Below are 19,692 nucleotides of genomic sequence, written 5' to 3'. Positions count from 1 at the left end.
TCCAGCATGCTGGCTGCAGCCAAGGCGGGAGCTTGCGCGGCCAACTGTGCCGCGCTAGCAAGAAGGCCCTTTTCGAGCGAGCCTTTGCCATGCGCCAGCGCCCTCCCCTCACGCCGATCGTCAGCGTGCTTCCTTCGACGGTGCCGTTTGTCGGCCCGGAGGCGCAGGAGCGAGATCGCGGCCGCGCCTTTCGCGCCCGCATCGGCGCCAATGAGAGCAGTTTTGGCCCCTCGCCGCGCGTCATCGCCCGCATGGCCGGCATCGCCCGCGACATGTGGATGTATTGTGATCCAGACAATCACGATTTGAAGGTGACTGTTGCCGGGCATCTTGGCGTTGGCGTCGAAAACGTGGTGGTCGGCGAAGGCATAGACGGGTTGCTCAGCCTGGTGGCGCGCATGTATGTGGCATCAGGCGACGCGGTGGTCACCTCGCTCGGCGCCTATCCGACCTTCAATTTCCATATTGCCGGCGTCGGCGGCCGGCTGGTCGCGGTCCCCTACGAGAACGACCGGGAAAGCCTGGACGGCCTGTTGGCTGCGGTCACCAAGGACAAAGCGCCGCTGGTCTACCTGTCCAACCCGGACAATCCTATGGGCAGCTGGTGGGAGGCGGCGGAACTCATCCGCTTCATCGAAGCCCTGCCGGAGACCACCATGCTGGTGCTTGACGAGGCCTATGGCGAATTGGGCCCTGCCTCGGCGCTGCCGCCGATCGACGTGTCACGGCCGAACGTCATCCGCATGCGCACCTTCTCGAAAGCCTACGGGCTGGCCGGCATACGCTGCGGCTATGCGGTGGCCGACGCCCAGGTGATCCGCGATTTCGAGAAGATCCGCAACCACTACGGCGTCAGCCGCATGGCGCAGATCGCCGGCGTCGAGGCGCTGGCCGATCAGGACTATCTGCAAAGCGTGGTGACGCGGGTCGCTGCCGGCCGCCGGCGCATCGCAGAAATAGCCGAAGCGAACGGGCTGAAGCCGCTGCCCTCGGCGACCAATTTCGTCACCATGGACTGCGGCGGCGACGGCGCCTTCGCGCTGAAGGTGCTGCAGGCGCTTTTGTCGCGCGATGTGTTCATCCGCAAGCCGATGGTGCCGGTGCTCGACCGTTGTATCAGGGTCAGCGTCGGCCTCGACCACGAGCTCGACATTTTTGCCGAGGAATTGCCGGGTGCGCTGGCGGCAGCACGGGGAAGCTGAAGGCGCTCTTCCTTCTCCCCTTGTGGGAGAAGGTGGATCGGCGCGCAGCGCCGAGACGGATGAGGGGTGTTGGACGGAGTGCCGGCGGTGCCAAGCTGGAACACCCCTCATCCGACCTCGCTTCGCGAGGCCACCTTCTCCCACAAGGGGAGAAGGAGGAGTCGCGCTCTTGAATTAATTGAACGTTCGTTTTATTCCTACCCTCTCAACGAGGCTTGCATGGCGCGCACGACCGGTTCCGACGGCGAAAAGACCGAAGCAGCGGTCCGCGAGGCGGCGGTCAGCCTGATCGCGCGTCTTGGCTATGAGGCGATGTCGATGCGCCAGCTGGCCGCCGAGGTCGGCGTCCAGGCGGCGGCGCTCTACCGCTATTTTCCGACCAAGCAAGACCTGTTGTTCACGCTGATGCGCGAGCACATGGAAGGGCTGATCGAGGCGTGGGACGCGGCGCGCCCGGCCGCGGCCGATCCGGCGACACGGCTCGCCGCCTTTGTCGAAAACCACATCGCCTTCCACATCGAACGCCGCCATTCCACCCATGTCTCGAACATGGAATTGCGCAGCCTGTCGCATGACCGCCTGACGCGGATCCTGCGTATGCGCACCGCCTATGAGAAGGAGCTGCGCGTCATCTTGCGCGACGGCGCGGAAGCCGGCGTCTTCAGCGTCGAAGACACAGGGCTGACAGCCATGGCGCTGATCCAGATGATGACCGGCGTCATCGTCTGGTTCCAGCCGGGCGAGCGGCTATCGATCTCGGAGGTAACCGCCACATATCTTTCAATGACGATGCGCCTGGTTGGAGCAAAGGCCCATGGCGCGACAACGCGCCTGCAGCGCCACAGCCGGCGCGCAAAGGACGCTGTAGCACTTTGATTTTGCGCCCTTCCCGAAATTGAATTCGATTTCGGGCCGTGCGCCGGGAGGAACGGCATGTACACGCACACACTCAACTTCGGGCTTGACGAAGACATCGAGGCGCTGCGCGACCTGGTGCGGCGCTTCGCCCAGGACAAGATCGCCCCGATCGCCGCCGAGATCGACCGCTCGAATGAATTTCCGGCGCATCTGTGGGCCGAGCTCGGTGGGCTCGGCCTGCTCGGCATCACCGCCGATCCGGAATTCGGCGGCACCGGCATGGGTTATCTCGCCCATGTCGTGGCGATGGAGGAGATTTCGCGCGCCTCGGCCTCGGTCGGCCTCTCCTACGGCGCCCATTCCAACCTCTGCGTCAACCAGATCAATCGCTGGGCGACACCGGCGCAGAAGGAAAAATATCTGCCTGCGCTGTGCAGCGGCGAAAAGGTCGGCGCGCTGGCAATGTCGGAATCCGGCGCCGGCTCCGACGTCGTGTCGCTCAAACTGCGCGCGGAAAAGCGCAATGATTGCTATGTGCTGAACGGCACCAAGATGTGGATCACCAACGGCCCGGATGCCGAGACGCTGGTTGTCTACGCCAAGACCGATCCAGAACTCCAGTCGCGCGGCATTACCGCCTTCATCGTCGAAAAGGATTTCGCCGGATTTTCCGTCGCGCAAAAGCTCGACAAGCTCGGCATGCGCGGCTCCAACACCGGCGAACTGGTTTTTTCGGATGTCGAAGTGCCGTTCGACAATGTGCTGCATGAGGAGGGGCGCGGCGTCGAGGTGCTGATGTCGGGTCTCGACTACGAGCGCACGGTGCTCGCCGGCGGCCCGCTCGGGCTGATGGCGGCGTGCCTCGATGTGGCGGTCCCCTATGTGCACGAACGCAAGCAGTTCGGTCAGCCGATCGGCGAGTTCCAGCTGGTGCAGGGCAAGCTCGCAGACATGTATACGACGATGAACGCCGCGCGCGCCTATGTCTATGCCGTCGCCGCTGCCTGCGACCGCGGCCAGACGAGCCGCAAGGACGCCGCCGCTTGCGTGCTGTTCGCTGCCGAGAAGGCGACGCAGATGGCGCTCGACGCCATCCAGCTGCTGGGCGGCAATGGCTACATCAACGACTATCCGACCGGCCGGCTTTTGCGCGACGCCAAGCTCTACGAGATCGGCGCCGGCACCAGCGAGATCCGCCGCTGGCTGATCGGGCGGGAAATCATGGCGGAACGAGTCTGATGGCACTATTTCCTAAATTTGCCATGCTGGACAATTTGCCCCATATTTCTCCCGAGATGTCATATTTCCGGACCGAGGCAGAACATGGCGAACGGAACCGAAAAGGTTGGGTTTGACGAGAACCCGCCGACACAATTCGACGCAGGAGCTCAAAAAACTCTGCTCCGGATGCCAGCGAAACGCGAGCGCGTCAGACTTGGCGAGGGCGGACGCTTCGTGATCCCGGCTGCGATGCGCGAGGAAATGGGCGTGAAGCCTGGTGAAGACTTGATCCTTCATGTCGAGAACGGCGAGTTGCGGGTAAGGTCGTGGCTTCGGAATCTGCGGCGCGTCCAGGCCGAATTGTCAGCGTTGAAAAAGCCCGGCGAAAGTGTCGTCGACGAATTTCTGAAGGAGCGGCGGGAAGAACAGCGTCGAAGCGATAGACGTTTGGACCGGCTTCATGCCGAAGGAACGGCGGGGAAGGGAGCGAAGTGAAAGCTTACGTCATGGACAGCTCGGCGGCGCTTGCGATCCTGCTTAACGAGAAAGGCACCGATGTTGCCTTGGGTTTCGCGCCGGATGCGCAATTCAGCTCCGTCAATGCGGCCGAAATTATCGCCAAGCTGATCGACAAGGGACGCAGCATGGAAGAGGCCGCGGACGACCTCGCCAGTCTCGGCATGCCGGTCGCTGCTTTCGATGAGATGATGGGCATCGCCGCCGGTCAGCTTCGCGAGCTGACGCGGCATCGCGGCTTGTCGCTGGGCGATCGGGCCTGCCTGGCCCTGGCAATTCGCGAGAACGCCATAGCCGTCACCGCCGACCGCGGCTGGGGCGACCTGGATATCGGCTGCAAGATCGAACTGATCCGGTAACGCCAATGGCCCCCTTCACCTCGCAAATCTCGCCAGCCTCCGACACCTTCCGCGCCAATGCCGAGCGCATGCGGGCGCTGGTCGCCGACATTGCGCAAAAGGCGGCAACCGTCGAGCGTGGCGGCTCGGAGGAAGCGCGCGAGCGCCACCAGAGCCGCGGCAAGCTTTTGCCGCGCGAGCGCCTCGCCCAATTGCTCGACACCGGCTCGCCATTCCTCGAGATCGGCCAGTTCGCGGCGTGGTCGATGTATGGCGAGGATATCGCATCGGCCGGCATCATTGCGGGCATCGGCCGCGTCGAAGGCACCGAAGTCATGGTCGTCGTCAACGACGCCACGGTGAAGGGCGGCACCTATTATCCGCTGACGGTGAAGAAGCATCTGCGCGCGCAGGAGATCGCGCTGCAGAACAGATTGCCTTGCGTCTATCTGGTCGACAGCGGTGGCGCCAACCTGCCCAACCAGGACGAGGTGTTTCCCGACCGCGACCATTTCGGCCGCATCTTCTACAACCAGGCCAACATGTCGGCTTCAGGCATTCCGCAGATCGCCTGCGTCATGGGTTCGTGCACTGCGGGCGGCGCCTATGTGCCGGCGATGTCGGACGAGACGATCATGGTGCGCAACCAGGCGACCATCTTCCTCGGCGGTCCGCCGCTGGTGAAGGCCGCTACCGGCGAGGACGTCAGCGCGGAGGAATTGGGCGGCGCCGAGGTCCACACGCGGCTTTCCGGCGTGGCCGATCATTTTGCGCTGGACGACGAGCATGCGCTGGCGATCGCGCGCCGCATCGTCAAGAACCTCAATCGAAAGAAGCAGATCGGGCTGGCGCTACGCGATCCGATTGCGCCGCTTCATGCGGCCGAAGAACTCTACGGCATCGTGCCGACCGATCTGCGCCAGCCCTATGACGTGCGTGAAGTGATCGCGCGCATCGTCGACGGCTCCGAATTCGACGAGTTCAAGCAGAACTATGGCACCACGCTGGTCACCGGCTTTGCCCATCTCAACGGCATGCCCGTCGGGATCATCGCCAACAACGGCGTGCTGTTTTCCGAAAGCGCGCTGAAGGGCGCGCATTTCATCGAGCTGTGCTGCCAGCGCAAGATCCCGCTGATCTTCCTGCAGAACATCACCGGCTTCATGGTCGGGCGAAAATACGAGGCCGGCGGCATCGCCAAGGATGGCGCCAAGCTGGTGATGGCGGTCGCCACGGCCCGCGTGCCGAAGGTCACCATGATCATCGGCGGCTCGTTCGGCGCCGGCAATTACGGCATGTGCGGACGCGCCTATTCGCCACGCTTCCTGTGGATGTGGCCGAATGCCCGCATTTCGGTGATGGGCGGCGAGCAGGCGGCTACCGTGCTGGCCGTGGTCAAGCGCGAGGGAATCGAGCGCAAGGGCGGGGAATGGAGCGCGGAGGAGGAGGCAAAATTCAAGAAGCCGATCCTGATGAAATACGAGCATGAAGGCCACCCGCTGTATTCCTCCGCCCGGCTCTGGGACGACGGCATCATCGATCCGGCCAAGACGCGCGAAGTGCTGGCGCTCAGCCTGTCCGCAGCGCTGAACGCCGGGATCGAGGAGACAAGCTTCGGCGTGTTCAGGATGTGACCGATGAGCGAGATCGAGGCAAGGATTCGCGTTCATGTCGGCGACATCACCAGGCTGGCGGTCGACGCCATCGTCAACGCCGCCAACACCTCACTTCTGGGTGGCGGGGGCGTCGACGGCGCCATCCACCGGGCGGCCGGCCCCGAGCTTCTGGCCGAATGCCAATCCCTCAATGGCTGCAAGGTCGGCGACGCAAAACTCACCAAGGGCTACAGGCTGCCGGCACGCTATGTCATCCACACGGTCGGGCCGGTCTGGCAAGGCGGCGGCAAGGGCGAAGCCGAGTTGTTGGCCTCCTGCTACCGCCGGTCGCTCGAACTCGCCGCCGGCAAGGATTGCAGGACGGTGGCATTTCCGGCGATCTCGACCGGTGTATACAGGTATCCAAAGGACCAGGCGACGCAGATCGCCGTTGGCACGGTGAGCGCCTTTGTCAGCCACAATGCGGTTCCTGAAACCGTCATCTTCTGCTGCTTCGACCAACAGACGGCGGACCTATACCAACAGGCGTTGCTGCGCAATGGCGGGAGCGCGACCGGCTCAGGTAATAAAATCCATTCATAGTTTTCAGACTTATTTTCATTCCCCGATCTGGCCAGACGAAAGAATCGCGGCTATTGCTCATTGCAAATACCAATGGGGATTGGGCGAAGATGAGACAGCAGCTTTTTCAGAAAACAACTGTATCTGTACTTGCGGGATTGCTTATATTAGCAGCGCCCGGCATTGGAGCGGCGGAATCGCTGGCGGGAAGCAAGGGCGACAGACGTTTCGCCGTCCATTTTCCGGCAGGTTCGACTGGAGATTGCCCGAAGGCCTACAAGGCCTATGTCGCGGCGAGCGGTCATTCGGCCTATGCGACGACGTTCCAATCGCGCGTGACCGACCTCTACATCATCTGCGGCTCCAAACTCAACGCACCCTCGCAACAGGCCGCGGAAGAGAGTGCGTTGCGCAATTGCCAGGCCGGCTTGACGAGATGGAAGGTCAAGACCGCGGCCGGCGGCTGCGGGATCGCTGCCTCCAAGTAGGCAGGCTGGCTTACCCATCCTTTGACAATGGCCGGACTGCAAAGCAGGGTGTTGCCACAGCCCGCGTGAAGGAGCATTCGCGCCGTTGGCGGCAAGCTCTGGCTTTGGAGGTCCCATGTTCGCCAAAATCCTGATCGCCAACCGCGGCGAGATCGCTTGCCGGGTGATCCGCACCGCGCGCAGGATGGGCGTGCGCACGGTCGCCGTCTATTCCGACGCCGACGCCGGCGCCTTGCATGTCGAGATGGCCGACGAAGCGGTGCATATCGGACTCTCGCCGGTCGGCGAAAGTTATCTGCGCGGCGACAAGATCGTCGCGGCGGCTTTGGCCACCGGCGCCGAAGCCATCCATCCCGGCTACGGTTTTCTGTCGGAAAACCCTGATTTCGTCGATCAGGTGACAGCGGCCGGGCTCGTCTTCATCGGCCCGTCGGCCGCCTCAATCCGCGCCATGGGGCTGAAGGACGCGGCCAAGCGGCTGATGGAGAAGGCCGGCGTGCCGGTTGTGCCGGGCTATCACGGCGAGGCGCAGGAGATCGTGCTGCTCGCCTCCAAGGCACGCGAGATCGGCTATCCCGTGCTGATCAAGGCGCGCGCCGGCGGCGGCGGCAAGGGCATGCGGCGCGTCGAACATCCCGACGACTTTTCCGAGGCGCTGTCGGGTGCGCGGCGCGAGGCCAAGGCCGCGTTCGGCGACGACCGCGTGCTGGTCGAGAAATATGTCGACAAGCCGCGCCACATCGAGGTTCAGGTTTTCGGCGATATCTTCGGCAATGTCGTGCATCTCTACGAGCGCGACTGCTCGGCGCAGCGGCGCCATCAGAAGGTGATCGAGGAAGCCCCCGCCCCCGGGATGACGCCGGCATTGCGCAAGGCAATGACGGAGGCGGCGGTGAAGGCCGCCAAGGCTATCGACTATTCCGGCGCCGGCACGATCGAGTTCATCGTCGACGCCTCGCAAGGGCTGAAGGCCGACCGCTTCTGGTTCATGGAAATGAACACTCGCCTGCAGGTCGAGCATCCCGTCACCGAAATGGTCACCGGCACCGATCTGGTCGAATGGCAGTTGCGGGTGGCGTCCGGCGAAAAGCTGCCGAAGACGCAGAGCGAGATTGCGCTCTCCGGACATGCCTTCGAGGCGCGCATCTATGCCGAAGACGCGGCAAAGGGTTTTTTGCCGGCGACGGGCACGCTGCATCACCTGAAATTTCCGGATACAGCGCCCGAGGGCGCCAGCATGCGGATCGAGACCGGCGTGCGGACCGGCGATGCCATCTCGCCGTTCTACGACCCGATGATCGCCAAGCTCGTCGTCCACGGCAAGACCAGGCAGGCGGCGCTCGAAGCACTGGGCATTTCCCTTTCGCAAACCGAGATCGCCGGCTCGACCGTCAACACCGCCTTTCTCGCGGCTCTCGCCGCTGACGCGGATTTTTCGGCAGGTGACATCGACACCGGGCTGATCGGCAGGCACCAGCAAGCGCTGACCGCAGTGCCGCCGCCGAGCAGCGAGATCGTCGCCGCGGCCGCACTTGCAGCGTCCGGCGTCGGGGCTCACGCGCCGACCCGCGACCCGTGGTCGTCGCTTGCCGGCTATGCGCATTTCCACGCGATGGCGCGGCGCACGCGGCTTCGCTACGGCGAGGACGATATCCTGGCGCTTGTATCGATGCGGCCGGACGGGCGCTTCCAGGTGGCACTGGACGCACCTTATGACAGCGCGCTTGATCTTCGCGCTGCCCCTCGCCTCGCCCGCTGGCCAGGCCATGTCACTGTCTTTTCAGGCGCCGTCGGCTACAGCTTCGCGGTGCCGGACCCGTTGGCAAGGGCCGACGAAATCGCCGCCGGTGCCGACAGCCTGCGCGCGCCGATGCCGGGACTGGTCAAGCTGGTGCGCGCGGCAAAAGGCGAAACCGTCATCAAGGGCCAGCCGCTGTTGATCCTGGAAGCGATGAAGATGGAGCACACGATTTCCGCCACGCATGACGGGACGATCGCCGAGATCGCAACAGAGGGCGCACAGGTCACCGATGGGACGGTGCTGGTGCGTTTTGCCGAGGAAGCCCACGGCTGACGCTGTTCATCCAAGGAGAGGCGACGACGGAAGACGCGCGCCGCAAACGCATGACCAAATGAAAATGGCCGGATCTGCCCCGGCCATCTCCGATTGTCGCCAGGCGCTAAAGCGCGTCGCACGCGACGCGCTTTAGTTCTTGTTTTTGTGCATGTCGTTTCCGCAAAACCGCTGCGCACTTTTGCGCGACATGCAATGGCGATTACGGCTGGATCGGCGCGTATTTGCCGTCGTGCCACTGGTTGATGTCGTAGCTGACGTTCTTGAGGTCGCCCTTTTCATCGAAAGTGACAGGGCCGACGACGGTGCTGATCGGCTGGCCATTCTTCAGCGCTTCGGCAACCTTGGCCGGGTCGTCACTGCCGGCGCGCTTGATACCCTCGGCAAAGGCCTGGATCACGGCATAGGAGAACAGCGTAAAGCCCTCGGGCACGAAGCCGCCCGCCTTGATCTTTTCGATGGCCTGCTTGGCTTCGGGCTTCGCCTGCGGATCCGACGGGAAGACGAACATGGTGCCTTCGCCGGCCGGGCCGGCAACCTGCCAGAATTCCGGCGTGGCAATCGAGTCCGGCATGATCAGCTGGAACTTGAAGTCCTGTTCCGCCGACTGGCGCAGGATGAGGCCGGCCTCTGGGTGGTAGCCGCCGAAATAGACCACATCAGCCTTCAGTTCCTTGAGCTTGGTGACAAGCGCCGAATAGTCCTTTTCGCCGGCGTTGATGCCCTCGTAGAGGATCTCGTTGAGGCCGTTCTGGTTCATCGTCGCCTTGACGGCATCGGCCACGCCCTGCCCATAGGCGCTCTTGTCATGCATGATGACGACCTTCTTGCCGGCGTATTTCTTGGCGATCCATGGACCGATGAAGGCGCCCTGCGCATCATCGCGCGTATAAAGGCGCATGATCGTCGGCCAGCCGGATTTCGCCGCCGCGTCCGTCAGCTCCGGGTTCGACGAAGCCGGACTCATCATCATCGCACCGGCTTCGGCATAGACGGCCGAGGCCGGGATGCTCGAGCCCGAGCAGGCATGGCCATCGATGAACTTGACGCCGTTGGCGACGATGCGGTTTGCGACCGAAACCGCCTGCTTCGGATCGCACTGGTCATCCTGGACGTCGAGCTTGATCTGGCGGCCGTCGACGCCGCCGGCGGCGTTGATCGCGTCGGCGGCGGCTTGCGCGCCCTGCTTGAACTGGTCGCCGATGGTGGCAAGCTGTCCGGTCATCGGTCCGACCACCGAAAAGGTGATGTCTTCGGCGAAGGCCGGCGCGCTCATCACCAGGCCGACTACGGCCGCGCTCAAAATACCCAACTTTTTCATGGCGATACAACTCCTCCACTCGCGCGCGGCCGCTCCGCCGCGCCTCTTCCAGAATAGGTGGGAGAATTTCACCCTTCGCCAAGCCTGTCTTGGCGCATCGGCGGCACTCAATTGGGCCTGCCGCCTTTCTGTTCGGACATGATCTTGTTCCAAAAACCGGTTTCCACTTTTTGGATCATGGTCCCGAAAACGCAAAAGGCCGCGCCGGCCTTGTTCCGGCCGGTCGCGGCTTTTGTCGATCGAACAATCCCGAACGCTCCCACGCGCGCCCCGAAAACCGCTCGCCTTTCCTGTCGTCGCGCAGCTGGGCCGTATCCGGCCTGCGGCGTTCTTGTCATTGTTGGTCCGGCCGTCTTGCGCGGCCTTGAAGCGTCCCTGTCGGTGATCTCAGTACGTGATGAGTTCAGGCTAGACTTAGTGCATCGTCATCCATTCGCGGGCTTCGCGCAGCGCCCTGGCGATCTCGACCTTCGACATGGCGGCCGACAATTCCGAGCGCAGTTCCGCGGCCCGGACCGAGCCCTTGATCGCAGCGATGTTGAACCATTTGTGGGCGGCGACGACATCGGTCTCGCAATCGCGGCCGGTCGCATACATCATGCCCAGTTCGAAAAGAATGTCGGCCTGGGCAGTTGCCCCCATGGCGCCGAAGCCGGCTTCAGGCATTTCAAAACGTGCCATTTCAATCCCCTGTTCTAGCCCCTGTCAGGCTCCCGAGAGCTGCCTCGTTCTGTCCCTTGGAAACCCTTGGGGCGGCCGCTCTTTCGATGCTTTCGAGAATGAACCGAAGGCTTGAATCCGTCGTTAAACGGCGTGCTTAATTTGAGGAAAACAAAGCTAAAACAAGAGGTAAACGCCGAAATTCATTAACGATGCAAAGCCAGCAATTGCGCCGGTTTGCGCCAAAATTGATGAAAATTTGCGAGGCGCAAATCAAGACTCCGCTAACCACGGAAGACAAAGCCAGCATGCCCGGTGTTTCATTTCTCGCCGACCAGACCGCTTCAGGCGGCCGGGAAAAATCCCGAAGTCTTCCGCAGCGGCACCGCTTTTGTTTTGCCGGGAGGTGGATTAGCTTACGTTTGCGTAAGAGGCAGACTGGCGGGGCGGAACGTTCGTCCGGATGCCCACAGGGAGGAGAAACATGTTTCGCAAAGTCAGCATGGGCCTCGCGGCCACATTGATCATGGCCGGCACCGCTTGGGCCGACCCGATCGAAGGCAACTGGAAAACGCAAGCCGGTTCGACCGCCGCCATCACGGGCGGTGGCGACGCATTTTCCATCACGCTCAAATCCGGCAAGTTTGCCGGCAAGCGCATCGGTTCGTTCAAGGTGTCCGGCGCCAACAAATACACGGGTACGATAACCGACCCGGAGACCGACAAGACCTATTCGGGCAAGGCCTCGGTCTCAGGCGCTTCGCTCAAGATGAGCGGCTGCGTGCTCGGCGGGCTGATCTGCAGGAGCCAGACCTGGCACAAGCTCTGATCGTTTCGACTGCCGCACAATGAACACGGGGCCGCAAAGGCCCCGTTTTTGTTCGCGCCTCTGTGTTTGGGAACACCGATCGATCGCGCAGGCTGCGCCTTCTGCGCCCTAACAGTCCAAATTTGAACCGCAGATGAACGCCGGCATCAGAACCGGTTCAGTTGCATCAGGGCATTCTCATGCGTGTCGAAGGAGACACCACGCCATGTTCGCCCGCCGCTTCACCATCGTCTGCCTGCTGATGAGCCTGTTCGGCATGTCGTTCGCCATCCTGGTTGCCGAGGGGCGCTCGGCCCGCAACTGGGACCAGGCCAATTCCTGCCGGTTCGGTTGCCCGAGCCACCTTCGCCATTGACGCCGACAAAAACCCAAGAGAGAAGCAACACACCATGGACCGCATCGTCGCCAATGCCCTCAAGACCCTTCGGCTTGTGCCGCGGGCGACGCTCATCCTGATGGTTCTTGCCGCGCCGGTTCTGGCCGTGCCCTCTATGCGCGCCGATGCCGGCTCGACGATCGAAGCGCCGGCGCTGAAAAAGACCGGCGTCGGCTTTGTGCTGTTGGTCAGCCTGCGGCGCGGCTAGGCCAATCGGCCTTCATCAAAACCATTCAAAATAAAAAACGACCCTTCGGCCCCCTCCCAACCGCATGGCCAAGCCTCTATATTGGGTCATGGAAAAGCGAATCTACCCCCAAGCCATAGACTCAGTCGTGATGCCGGAGCCGTTTGGCCGGCAAATCTTCAATGATGCAGCAAAGGCCGTCGCGGCCTTGCAGGCCCTCTACGACCGCAACACCAAATTCCTGCGCGATTCGTTTACGGCGCTCGCCGCAGGCGGCGACAACAACAAGCGCTACCGGGCCTTTTATCCGGAGGTCGGTGTCACCACGACTTCGTTCACCCAGATCGACTCGCGGCAGGCTTACGGCCATATGCCGACGCCCGGGCATTTCTCGACCACCATAACCCAGCCCGCCCTTTTCGAACGCTATCTCATCGAACAGCTTCGCCTGATCATGCGCAATCACGGCGTTCCGGTCACCGTCTCGGAATCGACGACGCCCATTCCGCTGCATTTCGCGTTCCTGGAAGGCTCGCATGTCGACGGCGCGGCAGCCGAGCGCATCAGGCGGCCGATCCGTGACCTGTTCGACGTGCCCGATCTCGACGGCACCGACGACCAGATCGCCAACGGCACGTTCGAAGTGGCGTTAGGCGAAGCCAGGCCGTTGGCGGCGTTCACGGCGCAACGCATCGACTACTCGCTGCACCGGATGTCGCACTACACGGCGACCAGTCCGCAGCATTTCCAGAATTTCGTGCTGTTCACCAACTACCAGTTCTACATCGACGAATTCGTCGCACGTGCGCACGATCTGATGGCGAAAGGCGGCGGCGGATACGTCGAATTCGTCGAGCCGGGAAACGTCGTCACCAAGGCTGGACAAAGCGCGCCCAGCCATGGCGTGGCGCCGCCGCGCCTGCCGCAGATGCCGGCCTACCATCTGAAGAAGCCGAACCATGGCGGCATCACCATGGTCAATATCGGCGTCGGCCCCTCTAACGCCAAGACGATCACCGACCACATAGCGGTGCTCAGGCCGCATGCCTGGGTGATGCTCGGCCATTGCGCCGGCCTGCGCAACACCCAGGCGCTGGGCGACTATGTGCTGGCGCACGCCTATGTGCGGGAAGACCATGTTCTGGACGACGATCTTCCGGTCTGGGTGCCGATCCCGCCGCTGGCCGAAATCCAGGTGGCGCTGCAGGAGGCGGTCGCCGAAGTCACCGGCCTTTCCGGCTATGACCTCAAGCGTATCATGCGCACCGGCACAGTCGCTACCATCGACAACCGCAACTGGGAGTTGCGCGACCAGCGTGGGCCAGTGCAGCGGCTGTCGCAGTCACGGGCGATCGCGCTCGACATGGAGTCGGCGACGATCGCCGCCAATGGCTTCCGCTTCCGCGTACCCTACGGTACGCTGCTTTGCGTCTCCGACAAACCGCTGCATGGCGAATTGAAGCTGCCCGGCATGGCGACCGAGTTCTACAAGCGGCAAGTGGCACAGCATTTGACCATCGGCATCAGGGCGATGGAAAAGCTGGCCGAGATGCCGATGGAACGGTTGCATTCGCGCAAGCTCAGAAGCTTTTCGGAGACGGCGTTCCAGTAGGAACGGCGGCTTTCATCGATCGGAGTATGGTAACAGCGCGGCAGGGCGTTTCACCATCTTGATTGGCTGCATTTCTGCCGATAAGCAAAGGAGATGGCACCCGTTCGAGACATGATGGCTTCGATGGCATTCGTCGCAATGCTCGTCTTCTCGGTCGCGCTGGTGGCCGGGTTTTTCGGAACGCTGCATCCGGCCTTCGATTCCTTCGCTCATTTCCGCGTTCATCTTGCCGTGCTGATGGCGCTTTGCGCGCTGCCGCTGCTGGCGACGTCGTTTCGCCTGCAGGCGGCCACAGGGCTGCTCTTTGCGGTGGCTGCCTTTGCCACCACGTCGAACGCCCTGTCGGTGCCCCGCCTGTGGCCGGTCCAGGCAGCCTACGAAGTCGAGGCCGGCGATCAGCCCGTTTACCCCGGCGATCAGGCAGTCCATCCCGGTGACAAGGCGGTCTACCGCCTGCTGCAGATGAACCTGCGGTTCAACAATGCAACGCCTGAAAAAGTCCTGTCGCTGATCGGCCGGACCCAGCCTGATGTGATCACCCTCGACGAGGTGTCCGACATGTGGAAGACGAAGCTTGGCCTTCTCGCCAGCGCCTACCCCCACCGGATCCTCTGCCCCTACCCCAATGGCGTTTTCGGCGTTGCGCTGCTGTCCAGACGGCCGTTTGCCGCCGGCACGCAACCGCGCTGCGATGGCCGCGGCGCGATGGCCATCGCGACGGTCGATTTCGGCGGAACCGACGTCGACGTCGCCGCGATGCACCTCACCTGGCCATGGCCGCGCAACCAGTCATGGCAGATCGGCGGATTGTCGGGGGAGTTCGCCTCGCTCGGCGAGACATCGATCATGGCATGCGACTGCAATGCAGTGCCGTGGAGCGCCGCCGTCCGGCGCGTCGCAGGTCTTGGCAAGCTGACCGTGTCGCCTTCGCCGGGGCCGACCTGGCTCCCTATCAAGCTGCCGGAATTCCTGCGCTTCGCCGGACTGCCGATCGACCTTGTTTTCAGCAAGGGCGCAGTTCTCATCCATTCGGTGTCGAGGCTGGATAACGCCGGCTCCGACCATCTTCCGCTGATGGTGGAGTTCTCGCTCAGGCCGGAACAGAAGAAGCCGGTCGATGAACACGAAACCGCGACGGCATCAGTGAGACAGAACGGCAGGACCCAAAGCTGAGCTACTGCTTGCGCAACAGCGCCCTGATGAGGTGTTCGACATGGCCGCCGTCGCGATGCTCGCGCGCGTCGAAGGCGTTCTGTCTCGCCTCGTATTGGGCATAGACGGCCTTGATCCGGCGCCTCGCCTCGCGGTGCGTCTTGCTGCAAAACAAGTTGTCGGCGAACTCCAGTCCAGTGATCGATCTTTCGGTCGCCCGCATCATTGCCCTGGCGATGCGGCCATGGTTATGCTCGTGCGCACGAACGCCCGCGAAAAACCGCTTCCAGCGCTTCTGCAGTGCCGGCGTCGCGGCCGAGGCCAAACGCGGCAAGGTGTAGGTGAGATCGAGCGTGCCATTGGCCTGCCGCAGACGGCAGACACCACCCTCCCTCGTGACGTCAAGGTCCCAATCTACGGTATAGGCGGCCAGCGCGATGGCGTGCGTCATGAAGCCGTGCCGCTTCGGACCGTTGCGGTCCATGGCCTCGATCAGGGCGGCGCCCGTGGTTCCAGTGATGTCGTAGGTCCGGGTCTTGACCAGCACCTTCGTGTCAGCCAATGCCGACGGTGCGAAGCCGCACAAGCCGCCAATCGCCGCAAGGCACGTCAGAACCGCCAGGCGCATGGTCATCTCCCGGGTCAGAAAGAATGGAACCACAGGCGCCGCCCCGCTTCAACTTCTTTTAGACGCCGCACATATAATAGGCCTTCACGCGCCTTCATTTGATCGGCGGGCGAGACGGCCGCCGGGCCGTTCTGGCTTGCTGGGCTACATGTTTTGGTAGACTGGTCCCTCTCCACCTTGTGGCGGCACCCAGGTAATGTTTCGGTTCGGATCCTTGATGTCGCAGGTCTTGCAGTGGACGCAGTTCTGCGCGTTGATGACGAAGCGCACGTCCTTCGCCTCGGGATCGGCGGCGGCGTTGCCATCCTTGTCGACCCATTCGTAGACACTGGCCGGGCAGTAGCGTGTCGATGGCCCGGCATAGACATCGTGTTCGGAACGCTGCTGCAGGTCCATATCCGCGACCAGCAGGTGGACAGGCTCGTTTTCCTCGTGGTTGGTATTGGACAGGAACACCGAGGACAGGCGGTCGAAGGTGAGCACGCCATCCGGCTTCGGATAGGCGATCTTCTTATGCCTGGCGGCCGGCTCCAGCGTCGCATAATCGGCCTTGCCGTGCTTCAGCGTGCCAAAGGGCGAGAACCCGAACAGCGAATTCAGCCACATGTCGAGACCGCCGATGCCGACGCCGACGACGGTGCCGAAGCGCGACCACAACGGCTTGACGTTGCGCACCTTCTTCAAATCCTTGCCGATGTCAGTTGCCCGCCATGCCGCCTCGTAGGAAGCCAGTTCGTCATTGGCGCGGTCGGCGCCGATCGCCTCGGCGACATGCTCGGCCGCCAGCATTCCGGAGAGCACGGCATTGTGCGAGCCCTTGATGCGCGGCACGTTGACGAAGCCGGCAGCACAACCGATCAGCGCGCCGCCGGGGAAGGACAGTTTCGGCACCGACTGCCAGCCGCCCTCTGTGATGGCACGGGCGCCATAGCCGAGCCGCTTGCCGCCCTCGAATGTGGCCCTGATCGCCGGGTGGGTCTTGAAGCGCTGGAACTCGTCGAACGGAGACAGATAGGGGTTCTTGTAGTTGAGGTGGACGACAAAGCCGACCGCCACCTGGTTGTCCTCCAGATGGTAGAGGAAGGAGCCGCCGCCGGTCTTCATGTCGAGCGGCCAGCCGAAGGAGTGCTGGACAAGGCCCGGCCGATGGTTCTCCGGCTTGACCTGCCAGAGCTCCTTGAGACCGATGCCGTATTTGCCGGGCTCGCGGCCGTCGGAAAGATGATACTTGGCGATCAACTGCTTGGCCAGCGAGCCGCGCGCGCCCTCGCCGATCAGCACATATTTGCCCATCAGCGCCATGCCCGGCGCGAACCCCGGGCCATGCGTGCCGTCCTTCTCGACGCCCATATCGCCGGTGACAACGCCGGTGACCGCGCCCTCGTCGCTGTAAATGAGGTCCACGGCGGCAAAGCCCGGATAGATCTCGACGCCCAGCGCCTCGGCCTTGGTCGCCAGCCAGCGGCAGACGTTGCCGAGCGAAACGATGTAGTTGCCGTGGTTGTTCATCAGCGGCGGCATCAGGAAATTGGGCAGACGGAACGAACCGGCGGGGCCGAGGACCAGGAAATGGTCTGCGGTGACCGGCGTCTTGAAGGGATGTCCCTCTTCGTCACGCCAGCCCGGCAGCAGCCGGTCGATGCCGATCGGATCGACGACGGCGCCGGACAGGATGTGAGCGCCGACTTCGCCGCCCTTTTCCAGGACGACGACGGAAAGCTCGGGATTGACCTGCTTGAGACGGATCGCGGCAGCGAGGCCGGCCGGCCCGGCGCCGACGATGACCACGTCGAATTCCATGCTTTCGCGTTCGATCTCGCTCATCAACCCCTCACTGCCCAGAGTGCCGCGCGCCCATTGGACGCGCAAAGGACACTCTGGCAACTTTTATTTTCGCATGATCCTTTCCAAAAAGTGATTTCACTTTTTGGGGTCATGCGAGCGCATTTGCGCATCTTGCTGGCTTATCCGCTGCATAGCGCATCAATTCGCGACGCGAAACCGGCGCTGACGTGACAATGCCGATTTCGTCAAAAAGGCCGCGCATCGTACTACAAAATCGCGATTTGCGGGTCCACCAACATCGATCCGGGTCAAGCCAGTCCAAAGAGAGCCGTTGCCCTGATTTTTTTTAATTGTTCGACGGCTTGCTTATCGGCCATACTTCGCACCATGCGCACATACGGGCCATCCGGCTTTTCATCGACGCGCTTTTTTTCGTCGCCCGGACGGATTTGCCGGGCGCTCGTTTTGGCCCTTTTGCCGCTGGCGTCCGTTGGCGCCCGCGCCGAGCCGCAAAGGGTCTGGGTGGCCGGAGCCTACTCCTTTTCCGACGAGCTGGGCGGCTTCCGCATCACCAGCGCCTCGGGCATCGGGACAAAGGAGGACCCGCTTGTCATCACCGAAGAGTTGAATTCGGCGACACCTGTGACACTGACGATCCGCACGACGAAGCCGATCCACCCCTTCGGCACTGCGGGCCAATTTGCCAACGGCCTCATGTATATGCGCATCGACGTGCTCAACAACAGCGGCCAGGCCTGGGTCGAGTTCCAGTTCGAGCTCCAGGAGATACTCCACCGGCCGAGCGTGTTCGGCGACGGCCTGTCGTTCGACCAGCGCAACAAGAGGCCTGACAACATCTGGTCGAGCAGCTTTGCCGATTTCGATCGCGACTTCGAACCCTATGACCGGCTGCTGTTCAAGAGCGGCAAGATCGACCCGCTGAAGACGGCAAAATTCGATTACCTGATCACCGACTACACACCACGCTGGACGTTCTATCTGGTGCAGGATCCGCGTATACCGTCGAGCTGAACCACTTCGTCATCCAGGGCGAAGCAGGAGCGAAGCGACGTCGCTGAGGCTCTGGATGACGAAATCATGAAGCATCGCGCCAATCACGATGTTGCAAATTCCTGCCGCGCGACTGAATGTGAAAGCATGACTGCCGTTTCCCGAGACAACCGACCTGATATTGCGGAGCTGCTGGCCTTCTACGCCAGCGCCGGCGTCGATGAAGCGCTCGAAGAGGAGCCGCTGAACAGGTTTGCCGAGGCTGCGTCAAAGCCGCCTGAGCGGGGGCCAGCGACAGTTACGCCGCCAACCGGTGAGAACGCAGCGCTGCCACGCTCGACAAGCCTGTCACGCGCCGGAATGGGCGAAAGGCAAGCTGCGGCGCCGGCGGTGCGCGCGCCGTCCGGTACGGCGACAGTGCCCGACGAGCAGCAAGCGGCATTGGCGCGACACCTGGCGACGACGGCGGCAACCCTGGACGAACTTCGCCAGCACATGGCGGCATTCGACGGCTGCAACCTCAAATTCACCGCCAAGAACCTGGTGTTCGCCGATGGCAATCCGAATGCCGCGGTGATGCTGGTCGGCGAGGCACCCGGGCGCGACGAGGACATCGAAGGATTGCCGTTCGTCGGCCGCTCGGGCCGGCTGCTCGACCGGATGCTGGCCGCGATCTGCCTCGACCGGACCTCGGCCTACATCGCCAATGTGATTCCCTGGCGGCCACCGGGCAACCGCACGCCGACGCCGCACGAGACCGAGATCTGCCGGCCGTTCATCGAACGGCAGATCGAGCTGGTCAATCCGAAGGTGCTGGTCAATTTGGGCGGCCCCTCGGCAAGCACCCTTCTCAACACCACAGAGGGCATCCTGCGGCTGCGCGGCAACTGGCGCGTCCACACGACCGCCGCCGGCATTGCCATCCCCGCCATGCCAACGCTTCATCCGGCGTATCTCTTGCGAACCCCCGCGCACAAGAAGCTGGCGTGGCGGGATTTCCTTGAAGTGAAGGCGAAGCTTCGGGCGCTGGGTTGAGGGTGGCGCGTCTTCCCTTCTCCCCTTGTGGGAGAAGGTGGATTGGCGCGTAGCGCCAAGACGGTTGAGGGGTGTTGAAAGAAATGAGGCGCGGGTGATTCTGTCGCCGTGCGCCAGCTTCTCGACTTGGATGAGGGTGTTCGCCAAGCTGGAACACCCCTCATCCGACCGAGCTTCGCTCGGCCACCTTCTCCCACAAGGGGGAGAAGGGAAGAGCGGCGC

General features: G+C 62.8%; 20 protein-coding genes. 16 read left to right on the top strand and 4 right to left on the bottom strand.

Features of this window, described 5'->3' with window-relative positions:
* Positions 1-89: 89 nt before the first annotated feature.
* The 9 genes from BLT09_RS02505 (at position 90) to BLT09_RS02465 (ending at position 8,874) form a co-directional block, all read left to right on the top strand.
* Positions 90-1,202, top strand: coding sequence for a pyridoxal phosphate-dependent aminotransferase (locus BLT09_RS02505; RefSeq protein WP_091590423.1), 1,113 nt, complete (start codon positions 90-92; stop codon positions 1,200-1,202).
* 219 nt (positions 1,203-1,421) lie between these two features.
* Entirely contained in the window at positions 1,422-2,078 is a 657-nt protein-coding gene (locus tag BLT09_RS02500; RefSeq protein WP_091590421.1) for a TetR/AcrR family transcriptional regulator, read from the top strand.
* Positions 2,079-2,135: 57 nt separating this feature from the next.
* The gene (locus BLT09_RS02495) at positions 2,136-3,299 is read left to right on the top strand and encodes an isovaleryl-CoA dehydrogenase (protein WP_091590420.1); all 1,164 of its coding nucleotides are present in this window, start codon (positions 2,136-2,138) and stop codon (positions 3,297-3,299) included.
* An 84-nt stretch (positions 3,300-3,383) separates the two neighbouring features.
* A complete protein-coding gene (locus tag BLT09_RS02490; RefSeq protein ID WP_091590418.1) occupies positions 3,384-3,776 on the top strand; it encodes an AbrB/MazE/SpoVT family DNA-binding domain-containing protein in 393 nt (130 codons plus the stop codon).
* Positions 3,773-4,156 (top strand): type II toxin-antitoxin system VapC family toxin, encoded by a 384-nt coding sequence (locus tag BLT09_RS02485; protein WP_023800786.1) that lies wholly within the window; start codon positions 3,773-3,775, stop codon positions 4,154-4,156. The genes BLT09_RS02490 and BLT09_RS02485 overlap by 4 nt, the downstream gene beginning before the upstream one ends.
* 5 nt (positions 4,157-4,161) lie before the next feature.
* A complete protein-coding gene (locus BLT09_RS02480) occupies positions 4,162-5,769 on the top strand; it encodes a carboxyl transferase domain-containing protein (RefSeq protein WP_091590417.1) in 1,608 nt (535 codons plus the stop codon).
* A gap of 3 nt (positions 5,770-5,772) precedes the next feature.
* Positions 5,773-6,333 carry an O-acetyl-ADP-ribose deacetylase gene (locus tag BLT09_RS02475; RefSeq protein WP_091590415.1) on the top strand — a complete coding sequence of 187 codons (561 nt, stop codon included), beginning with the start codon at positions 5,773-5,775 and terminating at the stop codon, positions 6,331-6,333.
* Between the two features lie 89 nt (positions 6,334-6,422).
* On the top strand, positions 6,423-6,800 hold the full coding sequence (locus BLT09_RS02470; protein ID WP_023800789.1) for a hypothetical protein: 378 nt from the start codon (positions 6,423-6,425) through the stop codon (positions 6,798-6,800).
* Between the two features lie 115 nt (positions 6,801-6,915).
* Complete coding sequence (locus tag BLT09_RS02465) at positions 6,916-8,874, top strand: acetyl/propionyl/methylcrotonyl-CoA carboxylase subunit alpha (protein ID WP_091590413.1); 1,959 nt, start codon at positions 6,916-6,918, stop codon at positions 8,872-8,874.
* A 202-nt stretch (positions 8,875-9,076) separates the two neighbouring features.
* Here the strand turns inward: BLT09_RS02465 and BLT09_RS02460 are convergent, their stop codons facing one another.
* Together BLT09_RS02460 and BLT09_RS02455 are read right to left on the bottom strand one after the other, a co-directional pair.
* Entirely contained in the window at positions 9,077-10,195 is a 1,119-nt protein-coding gene (locus BLT09_RS02460) for an ABC transporter substrate-binding protein (protein WP_091590411.1), read from the bottom strand.
* Between the two features lie 414 nt (positions 10,196-10,609).
* A complete protein-coding gene (locus BLT09_RS02455) occupies positions 10,610-10,876 on the bottom strand; it encodes an SEL1-like repeat protein (protein WP_027152750.1) in 267 nt (88 codons plus the stop codon).
* Between the two features lie 463 nt (positions 10,877-11,339).
* Here BLT09_RS02455 and BLT09_RS02450 point away from each other — a divergent pair, with 463 nt between their 5' ends.
* The 5 genes from BLT09_RS02450 (at position 11,340) to BLT09_RS02435 (ending at position 15,032) form a co-directional block, all read left to right on the top strand.
* Positions 11,340-11,684, top strand: a complete 345-nt coding sequence (locus BLT09_RS02450; protein WP_091590409.1) for a DUF2147 domain-containing protein — start codon at positions 11,340-11,342, stop codon at positions 11,682-11,684.
* Between the two features lie 205 nt (positions 11,685-11,889).
* A complete protein-coding gene (locus tag BLT09_RS34165; RefSeq protein ID WP_167366303.1) occupies positions 11,890-12,039 on the top strand; it encodes a hypothetical protein in 150 nt (49 codons plus the stop codon).
* A 34-nt stretch (positions 12,040-12,073) separates the two neighbouring features.
* Positions 12,074-12,268 carry a hypothetical protein gene (locus BLT09_RS02445; protein WP_027152752.1) on the top strand — a complete coding sequence of 65 codons (195 nt, stop codon included), beginning with the start codon at positions 12,074-12,076 and terminating at the stop codon, positions 12,266-12,268.
* 130 nt (positions 12,269-12,398) lie between these two features.
* Entirely contained in the window at positions 12,399-13,859 is a 1,461-nt protein-coding gene (locus BLT09_RS02440; RefSeq protein WP_236371758.1) for an AMP nucleosidase, read from the top strand.
* A gap of 123 nt (positions 13,860-13,982) precedes the next feature.
* Positions 13,983-15,032, top strand: a complete 1,050-nt coding sequence (locus BLT09_RS02435) for an endonuclease/exonuclease/phosphatase family protein (protein WP_329608770.1) — start codon at positions 13,983-13,985, stop codon at positions 15,030-15,032.
* A 1-nt stretch (position 15,033) separates the two neighbouring features.
* Here BLT09_RS02435 and BLT09_RS02430 read toward each other — a convergent pair whose 3' ends face one another.
* Both BLT09_RS02430 and BLT09_RS02425 read right to left on the bottom strand, forming a co-directional pair.
* Positions 15,034-15,639: a DUF922 domain-containing protein gene (locus BLT09_RS02430; protein WP_091590851.1), complete on the bottom strand. Its 606-nt coding sequence runs from the start codon at positions 15,637-15,639 to the stop codon at positions 15,034-15,036.
* 144 nt (positions 15,640-15,783) lie between these two features.
* Positions 15,784-17,463 (bottom strand): electron transfer flavoprotein-ubiquinone oxidoreductase, encoded by a 1,680-nt coding sequence (locus BLT09_RS02425; protein WP_091590406.1) that lies wholly within the window; start codon positions 17,461-17,463, stop codon positions 15,784-15,786.
* Positions 17,464-17,811: 348 nt separating this feature from the next.
* Between BLT09_RS02425 and BLT09_RS02420 the strand changes: the two genes are divergently transcribed.
* Both BLT09_RS02420 and BLT09_RS02415 read left to right on the top strand, forming a co-directional pair.
* Positions 17,812-18,456, top strand: a complete 645-nt coding sequence (locus tag BLT09_RS02420; protein ID WP_091590405.1) for a hypothetical protein — start codon at positions 17,812-17,814, stop codon at positions 18,454-18,456.
* Between the two features lie 126 nt (positions 18,457-18,582).
* On the top strand, positions 18,583-19,470 hold the full coding sequence (locus tag BLT09_RS02415; RefSeq protein WP_091590403.1) for a uracil-DNA glycosylase: 888 nt from the start codon (positions 18,583-18,585) through the stop codon (positions 19,468-19,470).
* The last annotated feature ends 222 nt before the right edge of the window (positions 19,471-19,692 follow it).

The organism is Mesorhizobium muleiense (assembly GCF_900099905.1).
GTDB lineage: Bacteria > Pseudomonadota > Alphaproteobacteria > Rhizobiales > Rhizobiaceae > Mesorhizobium > Mesorhizobium muleiense.
This window is presented reverse-complemented; position numbering and strand designations above follow the sequence as displayed.

Excerpts from the sequence above, each read along its gene's own strand:
- BLT09_RS02475 (WP_091590415.1), top strand. The coding sequence starts at position 5,773 with ATGAGCGAGATCGAGGCAAGGATTCGCGTTCATGTCGGCGACATCACC.
- BLT09_RS02480 (WP_091590417.1), top strand. The coding sequence starts at position 4,162 with ATGGCCCCCTTCACCTCGCAAATCTCGCCAGCCTCCGACACCTTCCGC.
- BLT09_RS02440 (WP_236371758.1), top strand. The coding sequence starts at position 12,399 with ATGCCGGAGCCGTTTGGCCGGCAAATCTTCAATGATGCAGCAAAGGCC.
- BLT09_RS02420 (WP_091590405.1), top strand. The coding sequence starts at position 17,812 with ATGCGCACATACGGGCCATCCGGCTTTTCATCGACGCGCTTTTTTTCG.
- BLT09_RS02460 (WP_091590411.1), bottom strand. The coding sequence starts at position 10,195 with ATGAAAAAGTTGGGTATTTTGAGCGCGGCCGTAGTCGGCCTGGTGATG.
- BLT09_RS02490 (WP_091590418.1), top strand. The coding sequence starts at position 3,384 with ATGGCGAACGGAACCGAAAAGGTTGGGTTTGACGAGAACCCGCCGACA.
- BLT09_RS02445 (WP_027152752.1), top strand. The coding sequence starts at position 12,074 with ATGGACCGCATCGTCGCCAATGCCCTCAAGACCCTTCGGCTTGTGCCG.
- BLT09_RS02465 (WP_091590413.1), top strand. The coding sequence starts at position 6,916 with ATGTTCGCCAAAATCCTGATCGCCAACCGCGGCGAGATCGCTTGCCGG.
- BLT09_RS02470 (WP_023800789.1), top strand. The coding sequence starts at position 6,423 with ATGAGACAGCAGCTTTTTCAGAAAACAACTGTATCTGTACTTGCGGGA.
- BLT09_RS02450 (WP_091590409.1), top strand. The coding sequence starts at position 11,340 with ATGTTTCGCAAAGTCAGCATGGGCCTCGCGGCCACATTGATCATGGCC.
- BLT09_RS02415 (WP_091590403.1), top strand. The coding sequence starts at position 18,583 with ATGACTGCCGTTTCCCGAGACAACCGACCTGATATTGCGGAGCTGCTG.
- BLT09_RS02500 (WP_091590421.1), top strand. The coding sequence starts at position 1,422 with ATGGCGCGCACGACCGGTTCCGACGGCGAAAAGACCGAAGCAGCGGTC.
- BLT09_RS02495 (WP_091590420.1), top strand. The coding sequence starts at position 2,136 with ATGTACACGCACACACTCAACTTCGGGCTTGACGAAGACATCGAGGCG.
- BLT09_RS02430 (WP_091590851.1), bottom strand. The coding sequence starts at position 15,639 with ATGCGCCTGGCGGTTCTGACGTGCCTTGCGGCGATTGGCGGCTTGTGC.
- BLT09_RS02505 (WP_091590423.1), top strand. The coding sequence starts at position 90 with ATGCGCCAGCGCCCTCCCCTCACGCCGATCGTCAGCGTGCTTCCTTCG.
- BLT09_RS02455 (WP_027152750.1), bottom strand. The coding sequence starts at position 10,876 with ATGGCACGTTTTGAAATGCCTGAAGCCGGCTTCGGCGCCATGGGGGCA.
- BLT09_RS02435 (WP_329608770.1), top strand. The coding sequence starts at position 13,983 with ATGGCATTCGTCGCAATGCTCGTCTTCTCGGTCGCGCTGGTGGCCGGG.
- BLT09_RS34165 (WP_167366303.1), top strand. The coding sequence starts at position 11,890 with ATGTTCGCCCGCCGCTTCACCATCGTCTGCCTGCTGATGAGCCTGTTC.
- BLT09_RS02425 (WP_091590406.1), bottom strand. The coding sequence starts at position 17,463 with ATGAGCGAGATCGAACGCGAAAGCATGGAATTCGACGTGGTCATCGTC.